Origin of the sequence: Methylomonas fluvii, assembly GCF_014850975.1 — a bacterium.
GTDB lineage: Bacteria > Pseudomonadota > Gammaproteobacteria > Methylococcales > Methylomonadaceae > Methylomonas > Methylomonas fluvii.
Window position 1 is genome coordinate 898,335 of record NZ_JACXST010000003.1, and the last position, 12,810, is coordinate 911,144.

A 12,810-nucleotide genomic window follows, 5' to 3' on the forward strand; every position below is an offset into this window, starting at 1 on the left:
GGCTAATTTTTAGGAGCTCGTTACACTAAACACTCTTTTGCGAGGCCTACTTGCAGCTGACGTCGAATTCGTCGTCAGCTGCAAGCGACGATTGAAAAATTCCCGGCAAGATGCAGCGTTATAGAAAATACGCCCTCGACGCTCATTACCCGCATCCGCCAACGTTTATTTGGCGTCGAGTCCGCGCCTGTCGCTCAGGTGGCGACAACGATTGATGAGGATGCGCCGCGTTACCCGCCGTTCATGAAGGGTCTGCCGGCTGCGCCAGTAGAACGTATTCTATCCAGTCAAACGGAGTTGATTGCCGCCATCGAACAGGCACTGGCCATGCCGGATAGTTTGTATCAAACCATAGCCGCGCCGGTCATACGCCGCTATGCCGCCTACAGCCATTTGTTGCCGGCTTCCGAATCGCATCATCATCGCGGCGCTGGTGGTTTGTTTCGGCATGGTCTGGAAGTCGCTCATTGATCGACCTTGGCATCTCAAGGCAGTTTGTTTGCCACGTCAGCATCACCCAAGGAACGAAAAGCACAAGAATTACGTTGGCGTCTGGCGGTTTGTTTTGCCGGGCTGTTACATGACATCGGCAAACCGGTCGCCGACATGGCAGTGGTCGATGCACAGGGGCAACATACCTGGAACCCTTGCGATGAAAACATCACCGACTGGGCTGTGCGAAATGAGATCGACCGATACTTTCTACGTTGGCGGGATAACCGCCATAAACGCCATGAACAGTTTTCGGCCTTGGTGATCGAGCGCGTCCTGACCCGCGACGCCCGCACATTCATTCTGGAGTCCGGCCCCGACATCATGCAGGCCATGCTGGAAACCATTAACGGTTTGGACCGCGGTTCCAAAGTCTACGCACTGGTAATCACCGCCGACTGCAAAAGTGTGGAACGCGATTTAAAAGCGCACTACCAAAACATCGACTCGGCCTTGGGCATGCCGGTGGAAAGGTACTTGTTCGACGCCATGCGCCGCCTAGTCAAGTCCGGACAGTGGACCGTCAACGAAAAAGGCGCTCGGCTATGGCGTTTTGAGGATGGCCTTCATATCGTCTGGCGGGCCGGTGCGCAAGACATCGTCACCTTGCTGGCCAAGGACAAAGTGCCCGGCATTCCGCGCGACGAAGATACCTTGGCGGACATTCTGATCGAACGCGGCTTGGCAAGCCCTAAGTCCTGGCCGGATGGCCGGCAATACCGTTATTGGCAAATGCAGCCCGAAGGTTTGGACAATCCGCTGTATCTGCTGCGTCTGAAATCCGCGGAACTCATTTTCAGCGGCGAACCGCCGCTCGTGGTTGCAGCGCGCGAAATCAACGAACCAGATCCCGCAGAAAAATCCGAAACCGTTACCAGTCAGGCACCGAAAACTAGCAAACAGGCAAAAGGCAAAAACGCCGCAGTTCTGAAGCAATCCCAACGCACAGATAATCCGTCGTCAGTTTTGCCAGAAGCAACCTCACCAGAACCCGGGCTTGACCCAAGCGCCCTACCCGACTCGCTGCTTACCGAATCGGCGCCAGCCATTTCGAATTCGCAAGCCGCGAAGGACACGACGACCTTGCCATCCGTTCCCGATCAAGGACTGTCGCAAGCCAAATCAACCGATGGCGCCCCTTCGTTGTGTCAGACAGAGCAATCGAAAATAGAAACGCCGGCCAAACCGACCAACACAAAAAAAACTGCTTTAGCCGCACAACCCGATCTCTCCACGACAGACACGAAATGCATTTCTAATCCGGTCGACAGCGCCAAGTGCTGGTTGGAAAGCCATGGCGATGCCGGTCAATGGCTGATGGACATCGCCAGCATGCTCAATCAAGGCCAATGGCAGTTAGGCAGAGATATGTTGGAAGTCCAAGATAAATACTTGCTCCCGTTTCCGGCGACTGCTGAAAAACTTGCCGTTGATCCGCCTCAGTTCATCAAAACATTTGAGGCCACCGGCTGGCTGGTGACCGATGTCCTGTCGCCGATGCGCAAGGTACAAACCATCCAATCGGTCCGCGGCGTCCTGCTGACATTGGAACCGAGCTTGGCTTTGAAGGTGTTATTGAAATGCCAAGGCGAAATCATGCTGACAGCGGAATCAGTGCGACCTCAAAGCAGCAATACCGACAATGCCAGAGCTCTGGTTGAACCTTCTCCGCCTCAAGACAACACCTTTCGGGAACCCAAGCCTGTCCGGTCCAAATCAAACACTACAGGCACGCAAAAATCATTAAGCGGCGGCAACGCTGCAGACAGTTCGGTCAATTCCCAGTCAGACAAAGCAAGCGCTCCCCCAACAACCCCACCGGAAAAATCCGGAACGATCGACTTGCTGATAACGCATGTGCGGCAACAAAACATTCCGCCCGATGAATCATCACCAGACGGTCACTGGCACACAGTGTCCAATACCGAGCTGGAACAGTTTCTGACCCAACATCCGACGGTCAAGCGCACTCGCCTGATGCTCGATATTGCTAACCATCCAGATTGTCGCTCGGTCAGTGCCACGGAGGGCATTCAGGTGAGATTACGCCCATGAAATCCGATTACGACTATCAGTTTCCTTGGCGCCTGATTTTCGAGGTCTATGCCATCTCGGGTTGGTTGGGCGGCGCCGGTTTGGCGAATTTCACCAGTCGGTGGTCGGGATTGCCGCGTGAGCCCTTCGATTGGTTGATGACGGCGTGCGGGGTAATGGCGTGTTGGCGATTGTTACCGGCATTAAGTCTCTGGCACCGCAAACGCCGGTTGCGACAGTTTCGATTCCAATACCTGGATGCTGAAAAGCTGGTAACGATGGTGAAGCGCAACCCCGAGGCTTTGTGGTTCGGTTGGGGATTCGATTGGGTACAAAAGCACGCGCAATTGGCCTACGAGATTTTGAAACGAGATGTCTCGACGCTGATACCGAGCCATGGGCTCGGCGTGGATACACGGTTTGGAAGTCTCCGAAGGCGATATTCGCCAGCCATTGCAGCATACCGCCGGCCATACGCTGCTGGTCGGTACCACCGGTGCCGGTAAAACCCGCGCCTTTGATGTGTTGGTCACTCAAGCCGTGTTGCGCGGTGAGGCGGTGATCATCATCGACCCCAAAGGTGACAAGGACTTGATGGCCTGCGCCAAACGGGCCTGCGCCTTGGCTAAGCGCCCTGATCGCTTCGTGTATTTCCACCCGGCGTTTCCAGAAGACAGCGTGCGTCTGGATCCCTTACACAATTTCAACCGGCCTTCGGAAATCGCCAGTCGCATCAGCGCCATTTCACCCAGCGAAAGCAGTAATGATCCCTTCAAGGCCTTTGGTCAAAAATCCCTGGATAACGTGATTCAGGGTTTGATGGTGATCGAGGAACGGCCAACCCTGGTCAAACTGCGCCGTTACCTGGAAGGCGGTCCTTCGACACTGGTGATTCAAGCCTTGGAACGATATTTCGACAACAACCTGGGCCATTGGCGACACGAGGCGCGGCCTTACTTGAAGAATGCCAAGGACATCGATTCCAAAGCTTTAGGACTGGTCAAGTTCTACCGAGAGGTCGTGCAATATCAATTGCCGAATCTGGATTTGGAAGGCTTGTTGTCCTTGTTCGAACACGACCGAGCGCACTTCAGCAAGATGGTCGCCTCCTTGATTCCGATCATGAACATGTTGACCTCAGGTTCCTTGGGGCCTTTGCTGTCACCGAATCCGTACGATGTGGATGATCTACGGCCGATTACCAATACTGGCCACATCATTGAAAAGGCTCAGGTCGCCTATATCGGTCTGGACTCGTTATCGGACGGCATGGTGGGTAGCGCCATTGGATCGATTCTGTTAGCCGACTTGGCCGCTGTCGCCGGCGATCGCTACAACTACGGTGTCTCGGATAGACCGGTGAATGTGTTCGTCGATGAGGCGGCCGAAGTCATCAACGATCCTTTCATCCAGGTGTTGAACAAAGGTCGTGGCGCTAAGATTCGTTTGTTCATCGCCACGCAAACCTGCAAGGCATCGCGACACGGCGTCAAGTCATGCGAGAGCCGATGTTTCGACCCCTTGTTGGGTCGTAACGAGGTGACGCGGACGAATCGGGGCGCCGAAGGCATAAGCGGTCGCGTGATTTTTGCCGATTTTTTCCTGCTGGGAAGCTCGAAAAAATCTTTCGGCAAAAATAGCGACTCCCCGGTCCGGTTTCAATGCCATTTGTTTCGCATTGAATTGCTGACCAATTGGTGTGCTATCGGTGGTCTTTAATCGATTTTGCCAAGGCATGGGATCGACGCTTTCCAAGAATCGATAGTTATGCTGGGATGAATTTGCGCCGATCTGCATATATACACTCCTTAATTTCGCGTGAACGTTATCGGCAGGAGCGACGAATGATTGAGTCGAAAATCATTAGCTGGTCCGCTAGCTTGACGTGGATCGAACCGCTCATCCAAAGTCTCGCCGGCTAGATCGTTAATTTACGTGATGCCGCTTACGCCAACAACCGTTTGATGTCGCTAAAAAAGGCCTTGTCGCGGGCATACTGATCCGCGGGTGTCGAGGCTTTGGTGTATTCCAGCCACGCCAGGAATTTATCGACGCCCTCTCGGTAGCTGTCGATTTGGTCGGTCGGAGCCAAGGCCTTGCTGCTTTGGTCATTGATGTTGATGCCGTACAGCATGATATGCATTCGAAGTTGATACGTCATCATGTCGCCTTCGTCTATGTTTTGCGTTGCTGTCAGCCAGGCTTGCTTGACTTGCTCCGGCGCGTCCAGCGGTGGGAAGGTAACACTTTTTCCGGCTCCGACCTCTTGAATACCGTCATGATTGAAATCCACCTAGTAGCCGTCCGGAAGCAACAGATTGTAAGCGCCTTCCTTGCTCATCGTAGTAGGGTTAATGGGATCGGCCAAGCAATGCGCCCGCTGCACGACACCTTGTTCTTGCGGAGTCAGGCTCTGTAAAAACGCCACGGGATCTTTCATGCCGCCTTGGCTATAGGCCCGATTCAAAATGGCGGCATACGCCGTTTGATCGTTGGCACTGGTTCCTCGGACGGCGGCCATTTCGGTATAGCTCAATCCCATGACATCCGATAAGCTGGTCGCGGATGGACTTTGCTTGGCATCCGCCGATGGGTTGTTTGGCAAAGCGGATTGATAATGGGCATACGCGGTTTTAAAGTCAGAGAAAAAATTCGCGTCCGGACTTTGTATCAAGTGGCGTTGCTGAATCGCGGTTGGCGTGACGTTATTGACGTTTTGTATGCTCATGGCGAACTCCTTGCAAATAGCAGGCTTCAATGATAATAGATGGTTGGCGTTTGCATAGATGCGGACGGCGCAAGTCAGCCGGCCGTTGCCGGCCACATCATTATGGCTCGGAAGCGGTCGGGTTGCAGGCCTTGTAAATCGTACAAACGATTGACGCTTTCGCCGGCGCTGACGCCCGCGGCTTTAGCCTCGTCATAAAGCCGAACGGCTGCTTACCTATACTTGCTGGCCTGTTGCGTGAAATAGGCTTTGCTCTCCTCGGTAACCAACTCGCCGCTGGTGTAATGCAACGGATCGTTGGGCGAAGCGCCCAAGCTAAGCAAGCCGCCTCCGCCTTGACCATCCGACAACTCGTCGTGCGCCAGGTCGTAGGCGAGTTTTGCAAAATCACTTGAATTGGGGTTGGCCAATGCGCTGCTGCGCAGAAAGTTTATTCCGGCGGTTTTTTCGGCCATGAGTTGCCGGAACGCGGTATCCGTTCGAGTCGCGCCATCGGCTGTCAACGCTAGCCGGCCGGCTATACTGATCGTAACAGTGTCTTGCGTAGCCGCCTGCCCTGGCTGGCTAACAAACGTTTGTGTACCGCGCTGGGTGCTAAGCGTGGTGTAATTGAATGCAAAATTGGATACGGCAGGGATGGTCGAAGTCATGGTCATTTCCTGGCAAAGCGGCATGCTCTTAGGATAAGCAATGCTTATGCCATCTAACAATTACCCCAATTACCGCTGTACCAAAGGCACTCCGACACCAGAGCATCGAAAAAACGGCAATAATTTGCCGGAAGAGGCAAAAACCGAACTTTAGCCTATTGCCCCGAAGCTAGGTTCACGTGTCGATCATCGTGATTGCGATAACACGGTAGGCTCGTTAGTCGGATTTGCTGCATCTTAGCGAGTCCGGACAAGCGCGACATCTGCTCAATTACTGTGAAAATCATGGTCACACGGCTTTCATTTGCCTGGGTGACGCGATCTTTTCATGATCGTTAGGTTAAGATTACCATCCGCCAAATGCAGTAATGTCAGTCACGATAGCCCGCCCAGGCGCACAGTTGCCGCGCCGGATGCCCCGCCGCATCGTATTGGTATTCGAAGGCGAAGAATTCGTTGCGGTAAGAAACGCCGTCTGCGCTCAAGCGATGGTCCGCGCCGGGATAAACCTTGACGGTCAGATTGCGCTTGCCCTTTTCGTCGAACTTCGCTTCGAGGAAACGCACGGATTCCACGGGAACGCTCTCGTCCAACTCACCGATGCCAACCAGGATGGGAATGTTCAGCTCGAGAAAAATAGAAAGCGGGTCGATATCCATGATGTCCGACCACCAGCGATAGGGGTTGCCGTACCAATTTTTGTCGATGCTGTCCGGATCGGAAGCGATTTTTTCCCAGCTGGAAGCAACGTCGAACAGGATTGCGCACTTTCGCTCAAGGGTGACCAGCGACTGGCGCATCGAATAAGCGCCGCTGCCGATGATGGCGAGATGAGTAACGACGGGGGTAAGCGCGGCAACCTGGGCGGCGGGTATCGCGCCTTCGGATACGCCGACCAGGACGACATTCTTCGGCTTGAGCGTTGCAGAACCGACTTGAGCGGCGATAAATTCAGAATAGTCCGCAGTCCATCTGGCCGGGTTGTTCGCTAAATGGAAATCCGGATCGCAGGCAAACAGTCCGGTGGATAGGTCGTCGACGAATCGCTTGTTGAGCACGAAAACATGGGCATGGGCCGAAAGGCCATCGACATAACCGGGCATCACGGATTTCCAACTCGGACAGCCCGTTCCGCCATAGAAGAAGACCATGGTATCCGCTGCCTCAGCGCCGCCAACCGTAAAAGAGTAGTAGATACTCGAGCCGTCGTCGCGGTATTGAAAGGTGCGAGGCGAAGGCGCTTCGGCGCTGTACAAGTGGGCGGCGCGCTGGATGGCCGTACAGCCGGATAATGCGAAAATAAGCGGCAGGGCAATAAAGCCGATGGCATATACGTAGCTCATGTTTTTTTCATGTTTCAGTATGGCAGATGAGGTGTTTGTGCCGGGAAAGTCATTTGCGCTCGTTTTGCGCTTTGTTCAAAGCGATTGATCGGCAAGCCTTACCGGTGAAATCCGCAGCAACCAGCCGAACATCCAGTTCGCCGTCCCGTCGTAAAACGACGCAGCCTGCCGGGATTGATCCGGATACCAGTGTAAGCGAACTCTCGCCACACGGATTCCGGAGTCATACCGGGCTGGCGCAGTGAGCCGCTCGCAATACCAATATTTTCCCGAACGTTCGCAAGCTCACCACCTCTTGAAGTACCAATCCGCTGGCATCGAAAAGCCGCCGCCATTCGGCCAGCGTTCGCTCCCTTCCGCGGGTATTGACGAACATCTGCATGTCGAATGCGGCTGTGGCGATGTCGGTCGGGCTATCCGGCATCACCATCTCCATCACGGCGATGGCAGCGCCGCTATCTGCACTGGCTTGCGCGACGTTGCGCAGCACGGTGACGCAGGTGTCGTCGTCGAAGCCGTGCAGCACCGCGCTCAACAAATAGATGTCCTTGCCGCTGTGCGCCTTCGGCACGGCTTTAAGCAGATCGCAGCCTTCGAAGCTCATGCGTTGTAGCGCGGCACCCTCGCCCTTTTCCTGCCAGAACTGCGCTGCGCCTTGGATGACCTGTTCGCGGTCGGCCACCAGCGCCTTGAGCTGCGGATGGCGTTTGAGAATGGCGAGCGATTTAGTGCCCTTGGAGCCGCCGACGTCGATGATACGTTCGAAGCGCGACCAGTCGAAGTCGGTAGCAAAGCTGTCGCCGGCCAAGGCTTCCACGCTATCCATGGCCTGCGCGAACAAAGCATCGAATTCGGGATGGTCGTCCATGTAGTCGTAAAACGCCTGTCCGTGTACCGATTCGAACGGCACGCCGCCGCTGCGCACGCCCTGCTCCAGTTGTTCGAACCACGGCCGGCTGATTGCCGGCGAATTGTGCATCAGCACCATCGCCCGCACGCTGTTGGGATGGTCCGGGCGCAGGCAGGACGAAAGCTTATTGTTTTTGAAGCGCCTGTCGGCCACTTCTTCGAACACGCCCATCGCTGCCAGCATGCGCAGCAAGCGGTAAAGCGCATCGGCGTCGGCGGCGACGCGTTCGGCCAGGGTTTCGATGCTCGCTTCGCCGCCGGCCAGCGCGCCGGCGATGTCCAGCCGCGCGGCGACATACAGCGCCCGCGATTGCCAAAAGGCCGAACCGATCTGAATCAGACGGAACGGCGGCGGCACGATTTTGTTGGGCAAATTTTGCAGCCAGGCGCCGAACCTCGCTAGCTTGGCAAAACGGCGCACCGCGCCGGCGTTCTTTTGCAATGTCATGTCACGCTCCCGCTTGCGTCGCAGCCATGCCAGCCACCAATAGTTTGCCGTTAAGCGTTGCGAGTTCGTTGAGGAAGGCCTCATCCATCTGCCCGCCCATCTGTTCCTCGAAGATGTCTTTCAGCAGCATCGGCATCATAGCCAGACTGACGAAGGCCATGCGCGCCACGTCGGGATTGATCGCCCGATCGACCTGACCGCTTGCCTTCAGCTGTTCCAGCCGCCGCGCGCCGCCGCTGCGGCCGCGCTCCAGCAATTGCAGGATGAAACGCCGGCCCGGCCCGTGGTTGAGGGCCAGCACCTTGAGGATGAGCTTGGGAAATTCGGGGTGCTTGCGCATAGTGTCGTAATAGAGGCGCAGATATTCGGCAAAACCGCCGGCCTCGGACAGCGTATCGCTGTCTAGCATATCCAAGAGGGGCTTGAGCGTCTCGCGTATCATTTCTTCGTAAAGGCCTTCCTTGTTGCCGAAGTAGTAGCGAATCATCGAAATGTTGGCCTCGGCCTTCTCGGCGATCATGCGGGTGGTGACCTTGTGGTATTCGTCGGAAAGGAAACACTCCAGCGCCGCCTTGAGCAGACGCGCGTAAACCGGGTCGCTAATATCGTTCATCGTAAAAACTCCTGCAAGCCATGATGGCGGCAGGTTAGCACCGGCGGCACAACCGCCCTAGCAGTTTTGCCAATCAAGATGCGGGGTTTGATTGAACGGCAAGCCGTGCGCAGTCAGCGCAGCAAGCGAACCCCGAGCAGCATACAGCCCACGGCAAAGGTGAAAATCCCAACGATAGACACGTATACCGAAATCATAGGCCCCAACGCATAAACCACGGCGCCGATGAAGATCAATGCCGCCGCGGGTTTGGGATAGATGGCCGAACGGTAGATAGCCAGGCAAAACAGCACGATGCCGATCAATATCGTCGCGGAAGCCGAAATTCTAAACGCCAACACCGCCGGATCGTTTTTGATGATGGCGTCGCGTAGCAGGAACGCGGTTTCTGGATAGCGGGCGATGACGGGATAAAGAAACAGCTCCCAAGTCACCTTGCAGACTTGCAGCAAATAAGCCGCCTCGACGAACAAAAAACCGACGGCGCCCTGCACGCCGGCCGTGTTACGCATCTTGGCATAAACAGCATAGAATCCGACCAGCAACGCTAACACGCCAGCGAAGGCAACCAGCGCTAAAGGCACCCAAGCCGAGTTGCGCACCATCTCGACATAATCGAAGCTTCTCGTCCCTAAAGGCAGAAAGATCGGGAACAAGACCGCATAAGCGCTGAGCAATAGCGATCCCACGATGATGGCGATGCCGCCGAGTTTTTCGAAAATGTGCATAGTGTTAGAAGCCTGTATCGGCTGAAATCAGTTCAATTCGGTTACCGAATGGATCGGACGTGAAACAGCGAGTAACGTCAGGAATCGAAGTATCCTTCCGCACCTCGTAACCCGCGTCTGCGAGCTTTTTCAAGAGTTTCTCGTAACCCTCGATCAACAACGCCGGATGCGCTTTCTTAGCGGAACTGAAATCCCTCTCGATCCCAAGGTGGATCTGCAAGCTTCCACATTGAAACCACACGCCTCCACGCGAAGAAATTTGGGCAGGTTTGGGAATCTCGCTCAATTCAAGAAGTCCTCCGTAAAACGCGCGAGCTGTTGATTCGGCTTCTGGCGGGATAGCTAGATGCACGTGGTCGATACCAACTACTTTCATAATGCGAAACCTTTCTCCGTGTTCCTTCGAATAAAGAAATAAATAATTTTCCGTTATCTACCATGAGCTCTACATCACCAACGAATAATGTTCTACCGTTGGAAACGGCTCATAGAAATGATGCAGCAATGCACGCCATTCGTCGTATTGGACGGAACCTCGAAAGCCTTCGGTATGATCCTCCAGCGAATCCCAATTGACCAACAATACATATCGGTTGGGATGTTCGATGCAGCGCTGTAATTAATGCGAAACATAGCTGTTCATTGAGGCGATAATATCTGATGCTTGACGAAAAGCAGTCTTAAAATGAATATGATTTCATTCATTCCCCCAAACCGGCGAACTCGGGCCTTCGTAGGGAGTGAGGTTGAGACAATATTTGACTGTTAGACCTTCGGCTTCCGAATAAACCAGATGTTTGATGGAGTGAACTGTATATCGGCTAGGGCGATCTAGCGAAGCGATAATGCCTACACCATCAAGTCGGTCCCAGCCAACATCATCGAAACGCTCGCCAACTAAAACAGTATGGAAAGGTGTATCGGATTCGAATGCAGCTATGGGTTTGTGTTTCCCTGATGTGTCGCACAGCTCTAACAGGTATCGAGTAGCCATATATTTTGCACCTTGCTTATTTTTCTAGTTACGAAACTCATTACTCACATCCAGCCAAAATGTTTTGGCAGCGCAACTTAGGCCGATGCGCTCAATACATTACCAATAAATGTTTGCCAGATGGAGTTCGGCGTCCAGATTTCGTTCATCGGATACGTTGCAATCACTTCTTCTTCCGCCAAGCACAACCGGCGATAAAAATAAATGAAAGCGGACGCCCGTTTATTTTTTGCGCAATGCACCCAGACCTTATGCCCTTCAAATGCCTTGAGGACAGCAAAGAATTGTTCCAGCTGGCTAAGCCTGGGTTGTTCCCAGGCTACGGGAATTTGAATATAAGTAATGCCTTGGCCCGCAACCAATTCGGCTTCGCCTGGCAATGCGTTGCTAGCCGTTGGCGGCGCCAAGTTAATCAACGCCTCTATACCAAGCTCCGATAGTTTGGCTATGTCCGCCTCAGTCAGCTGTGCGGAACACCAAAGCCAGTCGAATACCTGATAAACGTTTTCAGCTTCAATGGGGTTATTCAATAGCGAAAGTCGCCTGTATACGTAACACGTTGAAGTCATTCGCTGAGGTTTGGATCGGCGTTGAGCATTTGTTACACGTCAACTTTAAAACCCAGATCAACATCGCAACCCGCTTGCCCACCTCGAATACCCCAATTCTCTTTGGGGATTTCTCTCAGCAAAATCTTCACATGATCAGGAGGTATGCCAAATGGCTCGAGATTGGTCACTATGGCCTTGTATAGATTTCGCTTGGCATCAAGCGATCTGCCGGCAAAGGCATCTATGCTGATATGGGTATAAAAATCCGCTTGCTCTCTCGCAGGCGGATAGGCGAAGCGATGCGGTTCATGAACAATAAGTCGAACATTCTTATCACCCGGGACAATTTTGAACGCTTCGCGTAAGGCCATGTGCACGGCTTCCATCAGGGCAAATTCTTGCGTTGGCGTGTATTGGCGACGGACTTCAATCAACACACTTGGCATTTCTACTCCTTAGCTTTTCAGCGATTTGGCAACCGACGTCTTGTCTGGTTGCAATGATTGATCAAAAGGGTAACGAGACCCCTCCAAAAAACGAGACGAAAGACCATCATGAAATCATCGACGATGAATCCGATTTGGCGGAAGGCCGCTTGATAAGAATCCGAATCCAAAACCAAGTCTCCAAGCTTGCACCAACCGCAAATCCAATGTTGCCGACGCCAGAATAGCCGGCCAGATAACACGTCAAGGCTAACACTAAAATTGTTGCGGTGATGATGTGTTTCATATCCTAGTTCTCCTCCGTATTACGCTTAACGAACAACAATAACCTACGACGGCCTTGCTTTCCGCATTTCCAAACGCCATGGCGATAAGACTGATTTATCTCTGCCTATCAGCAGGATGATTGATACTATCACCGGTTCGCACTTCGCCCAGTTCAAAGGGATTAACACCTTCAAGGCAGGCGACGTTGTAGCCGTACTGGCTAGGCACGGATCGGCGTTAGTGGTGGGTATAGATGCCGCAAATCGAACAAAAATAATGCTTGGCGCTCATGGTGTTGAATTGGTAAAGCTTCAGCACCTCTTGGCCTTTGACGACCTTTATTCCCGAAAGCGGGACCGATGCCATAATCGCGCCTTTGCGCCGGCATAACGAGCAATCGCAGCGGCGCGGATCGACGATGCCGTCGGAAGATCGAGTTCCAGCTCAACCGCACCGCAATGGCAGGTGGCGCGGTGTTTGGCATTGATGAGGGTGTTGCCTACTTTTTTGATCATATTGTGGTTGTCGGTTGTTTTTGACGGTTCTAATGCTTTCGGCTGGGCCGATTCGCGTCTTTCATGAGCTTGCTAAATTCGTGCAGACGAAG

Annotated in this window: 15 protein-coding genes and 1 pseudogene; 3 read left to right on the forward strand and 13 right to left on the reverse strand. The window is 53.7% G+C overall.

The annotated features are described in order from the left end of the window. Nucleotides 1–243 precede the first annotated feature (243 nt). The 3 genes and pseudogenes from mobH (at nt 244) to traD (ending at nt 4,245) form a co-directional block, all read left to right on the forward strand. Nucleotides 244–2,547: pseudogene (mobH, locus tag EBB_RS21635) on the forward strand (MobH family relaxase). Then, complete coding sequence (locus tag EBB_RS26175; protein WP_225587907.1) at nt 2,544–3,032, forward strand: hypothetical protein; 489 nt, start codon at nt 2,544–2,546, stop codon at nt 3,030–3,032. The pseudogene mobH and the gene EBB_RS26175 overlap by 4 nt, the downstream one beginning before the upstream one ends. After that, nucleotides 2,947–4,245: a conjugative transfer system coupling protein TraD gene (gene traD, locus EBB_RS21640; protein ID WP_229427625.1), complete on the forward strand. Its 1,299-nt coding sequence runs from the start codon at nt 2,947–2,949 to the stop codon at nt 4,243–4,245. The genes EBB_RS26175 and traD overlap by 86 nt, the downstream gene beginning before the upstream one ends. Before the next feature lie 226 nt (nt 4,246–4,471). Here traD and EBB_RS21645 read toward each other — a convergent pair whose 3' ends face one another. The 13 genes from EBB_RS21645 to EBB_RS26180 all read right to left on the reverse strand — a co-directional run bounded on the left by EBB_RS21645 (nt 4,472) and on the right by EBB_RS26180 (nt 12,718). Continuing rightward, entirely contained in the window at nt 4,472–4,819 is a 348-nt protein-coding gene (locus tag EBB_RS21645; RefSeq protein ID WP_192395759.1) for a hypothetical protein, read from the reverse strand. Continuing rightward, a complete protein-coding gene (locus EBB_RS21650) occupies nt 4,820–5,254 on the reverse strand; it encodes a hypothetical protein (protein ID WP_192395760.1) in 435 nt (144 codons plus the stop codon). A gap of 212 nt (nt 5,255–5,466) precedes the next feature. Further along, a complete protein-coding gene (locus EBB_RS21655) occupies nt 5,467–5,904 on the reverse strand; it encodes a hypothetical protein (RefSeq protein ID WP_192395761.1) in 438 nt (145 codons plus the stop codon). Nucleotides 5,905–6,275: 371 nt separating this feature from the next. Further along, the gene (locus EBB_RS21660) at nt 6,276–7,247 is read right to left on the reverse strand and encodes an alpha/beta hydrolase (protein ID WP_192395762.1); all 972 of its coding nucleotides are present in this window, start codon (nt 7,245–7,247) and stop codon (nt 6,276–6,278) included. A gap of 75 nt (nt 7,248–7,322) precedes the next feature. Further along, a complete protein-coding gene (locus tag EBB_RS26555) occupies nt 7,323–7,457 on the reverse strand; it encodes a hypothetical protein (RefSeq protein ID WP_306790026.1) in 135 nt (44 codons plus the stop codon). 13 nt (nt 7,458–7,470) lie between these two features. Beyond that, nucleotides 7,471–8,604 carry a methyltransferase gene (locus EBB_RS21665; RefSeq protein WP_192395763.1) on the reverse strand — a complete coding sequence of 378 codons (1,134 nt, stop codon included), beginning with the start codon at nt 8,602–8,604 and terminating at the stop codon, nt 7,471–7,473. Between the two features lies 1 nt (nt 8,605). Next, on the reverse strand, nt 8,606–9,217 hold the full coding sequence (locus EBB_RS21670) for a TetR/AcrR family transcriptional regulator (RefSeq protein ID WP_192395326.1): 612 nt from the start codon (nt 9,215–9,217) through the stop codon (nt 8,606–8,608). 113 nt (nt 9,218–9,330) lie between these two features. Continuing rightward, nucleotides 9,331–9,945, reverse strand: coding sequence for a hypothetical protein (locus tag EBB_RS21675; protein WP_192395764.1), 615 nt, complete (start codon nt 9,943–9,945; stop codon nt 9,331–9,333). A 4-nt stretch (nt 9,946–9,949) separates the two neighbouring features. After that, a complete protein-coding gene (locus tag EBB_RS21680) occupies nt 9,950–10,321 on the reverse strand; it encodes a VOC family protein (RefSeq protein ID WP_192395765.1) in 372 nt (123 codons plus the stop codon). 695 nt (nt 10,322–11,016) lie between these two features. Beyond that, on the reverse strand, nt 11,017–11,469 hold the full coding sequence (locus EBB_RS21685) for a protein tyrosine phosphatase family protein (RefSeq protein WP_225587697.1): 453 nt from the start codon (nt 11,467–11,469) through the stop codon (nt 11,017–11,019). Between the two features lie 71 nt (nt 11,470–11,540). Further along, on the reverse strand, nt 11,541–11,936 hold the full coding sequence (locus EBB_RS21690; RefSeq protein ID WP_192395766.1) for a tautomerase family protein: 396 nt from the start codon (nt 11,934–11,936) through the stop codon (nt 11,541–11,543). Between the two features lie 106 nt (nt 11,937–12,042). Next, nucleotides 12,043–12,222 carry a hypothetical protein gene (locus EBB_RS21695; RefSeq protein ID WP_192395767.1) on the reverse strand — a complete coding sequence of 60 codons (180 nt, stop codon included), beginning with the start codon at nt 12,220–12,222 and terminating at the stop codon, nt 12,043–12,045. Between the two features lie 319 nt (nt 12,223–12,541). Continuing rightward, on the reverse strand, nt 12,542–12,718 hold the full coding sequence (locus EBB_RS26180; RefSeq protein ID WP_223146904.1) for a hypothetical protein: 177 nt from the start codon (nt 12,716–12,718) through the stop codon (nt 12,542–12,544). Nucleotides 12,719–12,810 lie beyond the last annotated feature (92 nt).

Coding starts and splice junctions, on each gene's coding strand:
- EBB_RS26175 (WP_225587907.1), top strand. CDS start 2,544: ATGAAATCCGATTACGACTATCAGTTTCCTTGGCGCCTGATTTTCGAG.
- EBB_RS21650 (WP_192395760.1), bottom strand. CDS start 5,254: ATGAGCATACAAAACGTCAATAACGTCACGCCAACCGCGATTCAGCAA.
- EBB_RS21655 (WP_192395761.1), bottom strand. CDS start 5,904: ATGACTTCGACCATCCCTGCCGTATCCAATTTTGCATTCAATTACACC.
- EBB_RS21660 (WP_192395762.1), bottom strand. CDS start 7,247: ATGAGCTACGTATATGCCATCGGCTTTATTGCCCTGCCGCTTATTTTC.
- EBB_RS21665 (WP_192395763.1), bottom strand. CDS start 8,604: ATGACATTGCAAAAGAACGCCGGCGCGGTGCGCCGTTTTGCCAAGCTA.
- EBB_RS21670 (WP_192395326.1), bottom strand. CDS start 9,217: ATGAACGATATTAGCGACCCGGTTTACGCGCGTCTGCTCAAGGCGGCG.
- EBB_RS21675 (WP_192395764.1), bottom strand. CDS start 9,945: ATGCACATTTTCGAAAAACTCGGCGGCATCGCCATCATCGTGGGATCG.
- EBB_RS21680 (WP_192395765.1), bottom strand. CDS start 10,321: ATGAAAGTAGTTGGTATCGACCACGTGCATCTAGCTATCCCGCCAGAA.
- EBB_RS21690 (WP_192395766.1), bottom strand. CDS start 11,936: ATGCCAAGTGTGTTGATTGAAGTCCGTCGCCAATACACGCCAACGCAA.
- EBB_RS21695 (WP_192395767.1), bottom strand. CDS start 12,222: ATGAAACACATCATCACCGCAACAATTTTAGTGTTAGCCTTGACGTGT.
- EBB_RS26180 (WP_223146904.1), bottom strand. CDS start 12,718: ATGATCAAAAAAGTAGGCAACACCCTCATCAATGCCAAACACCGCGCC.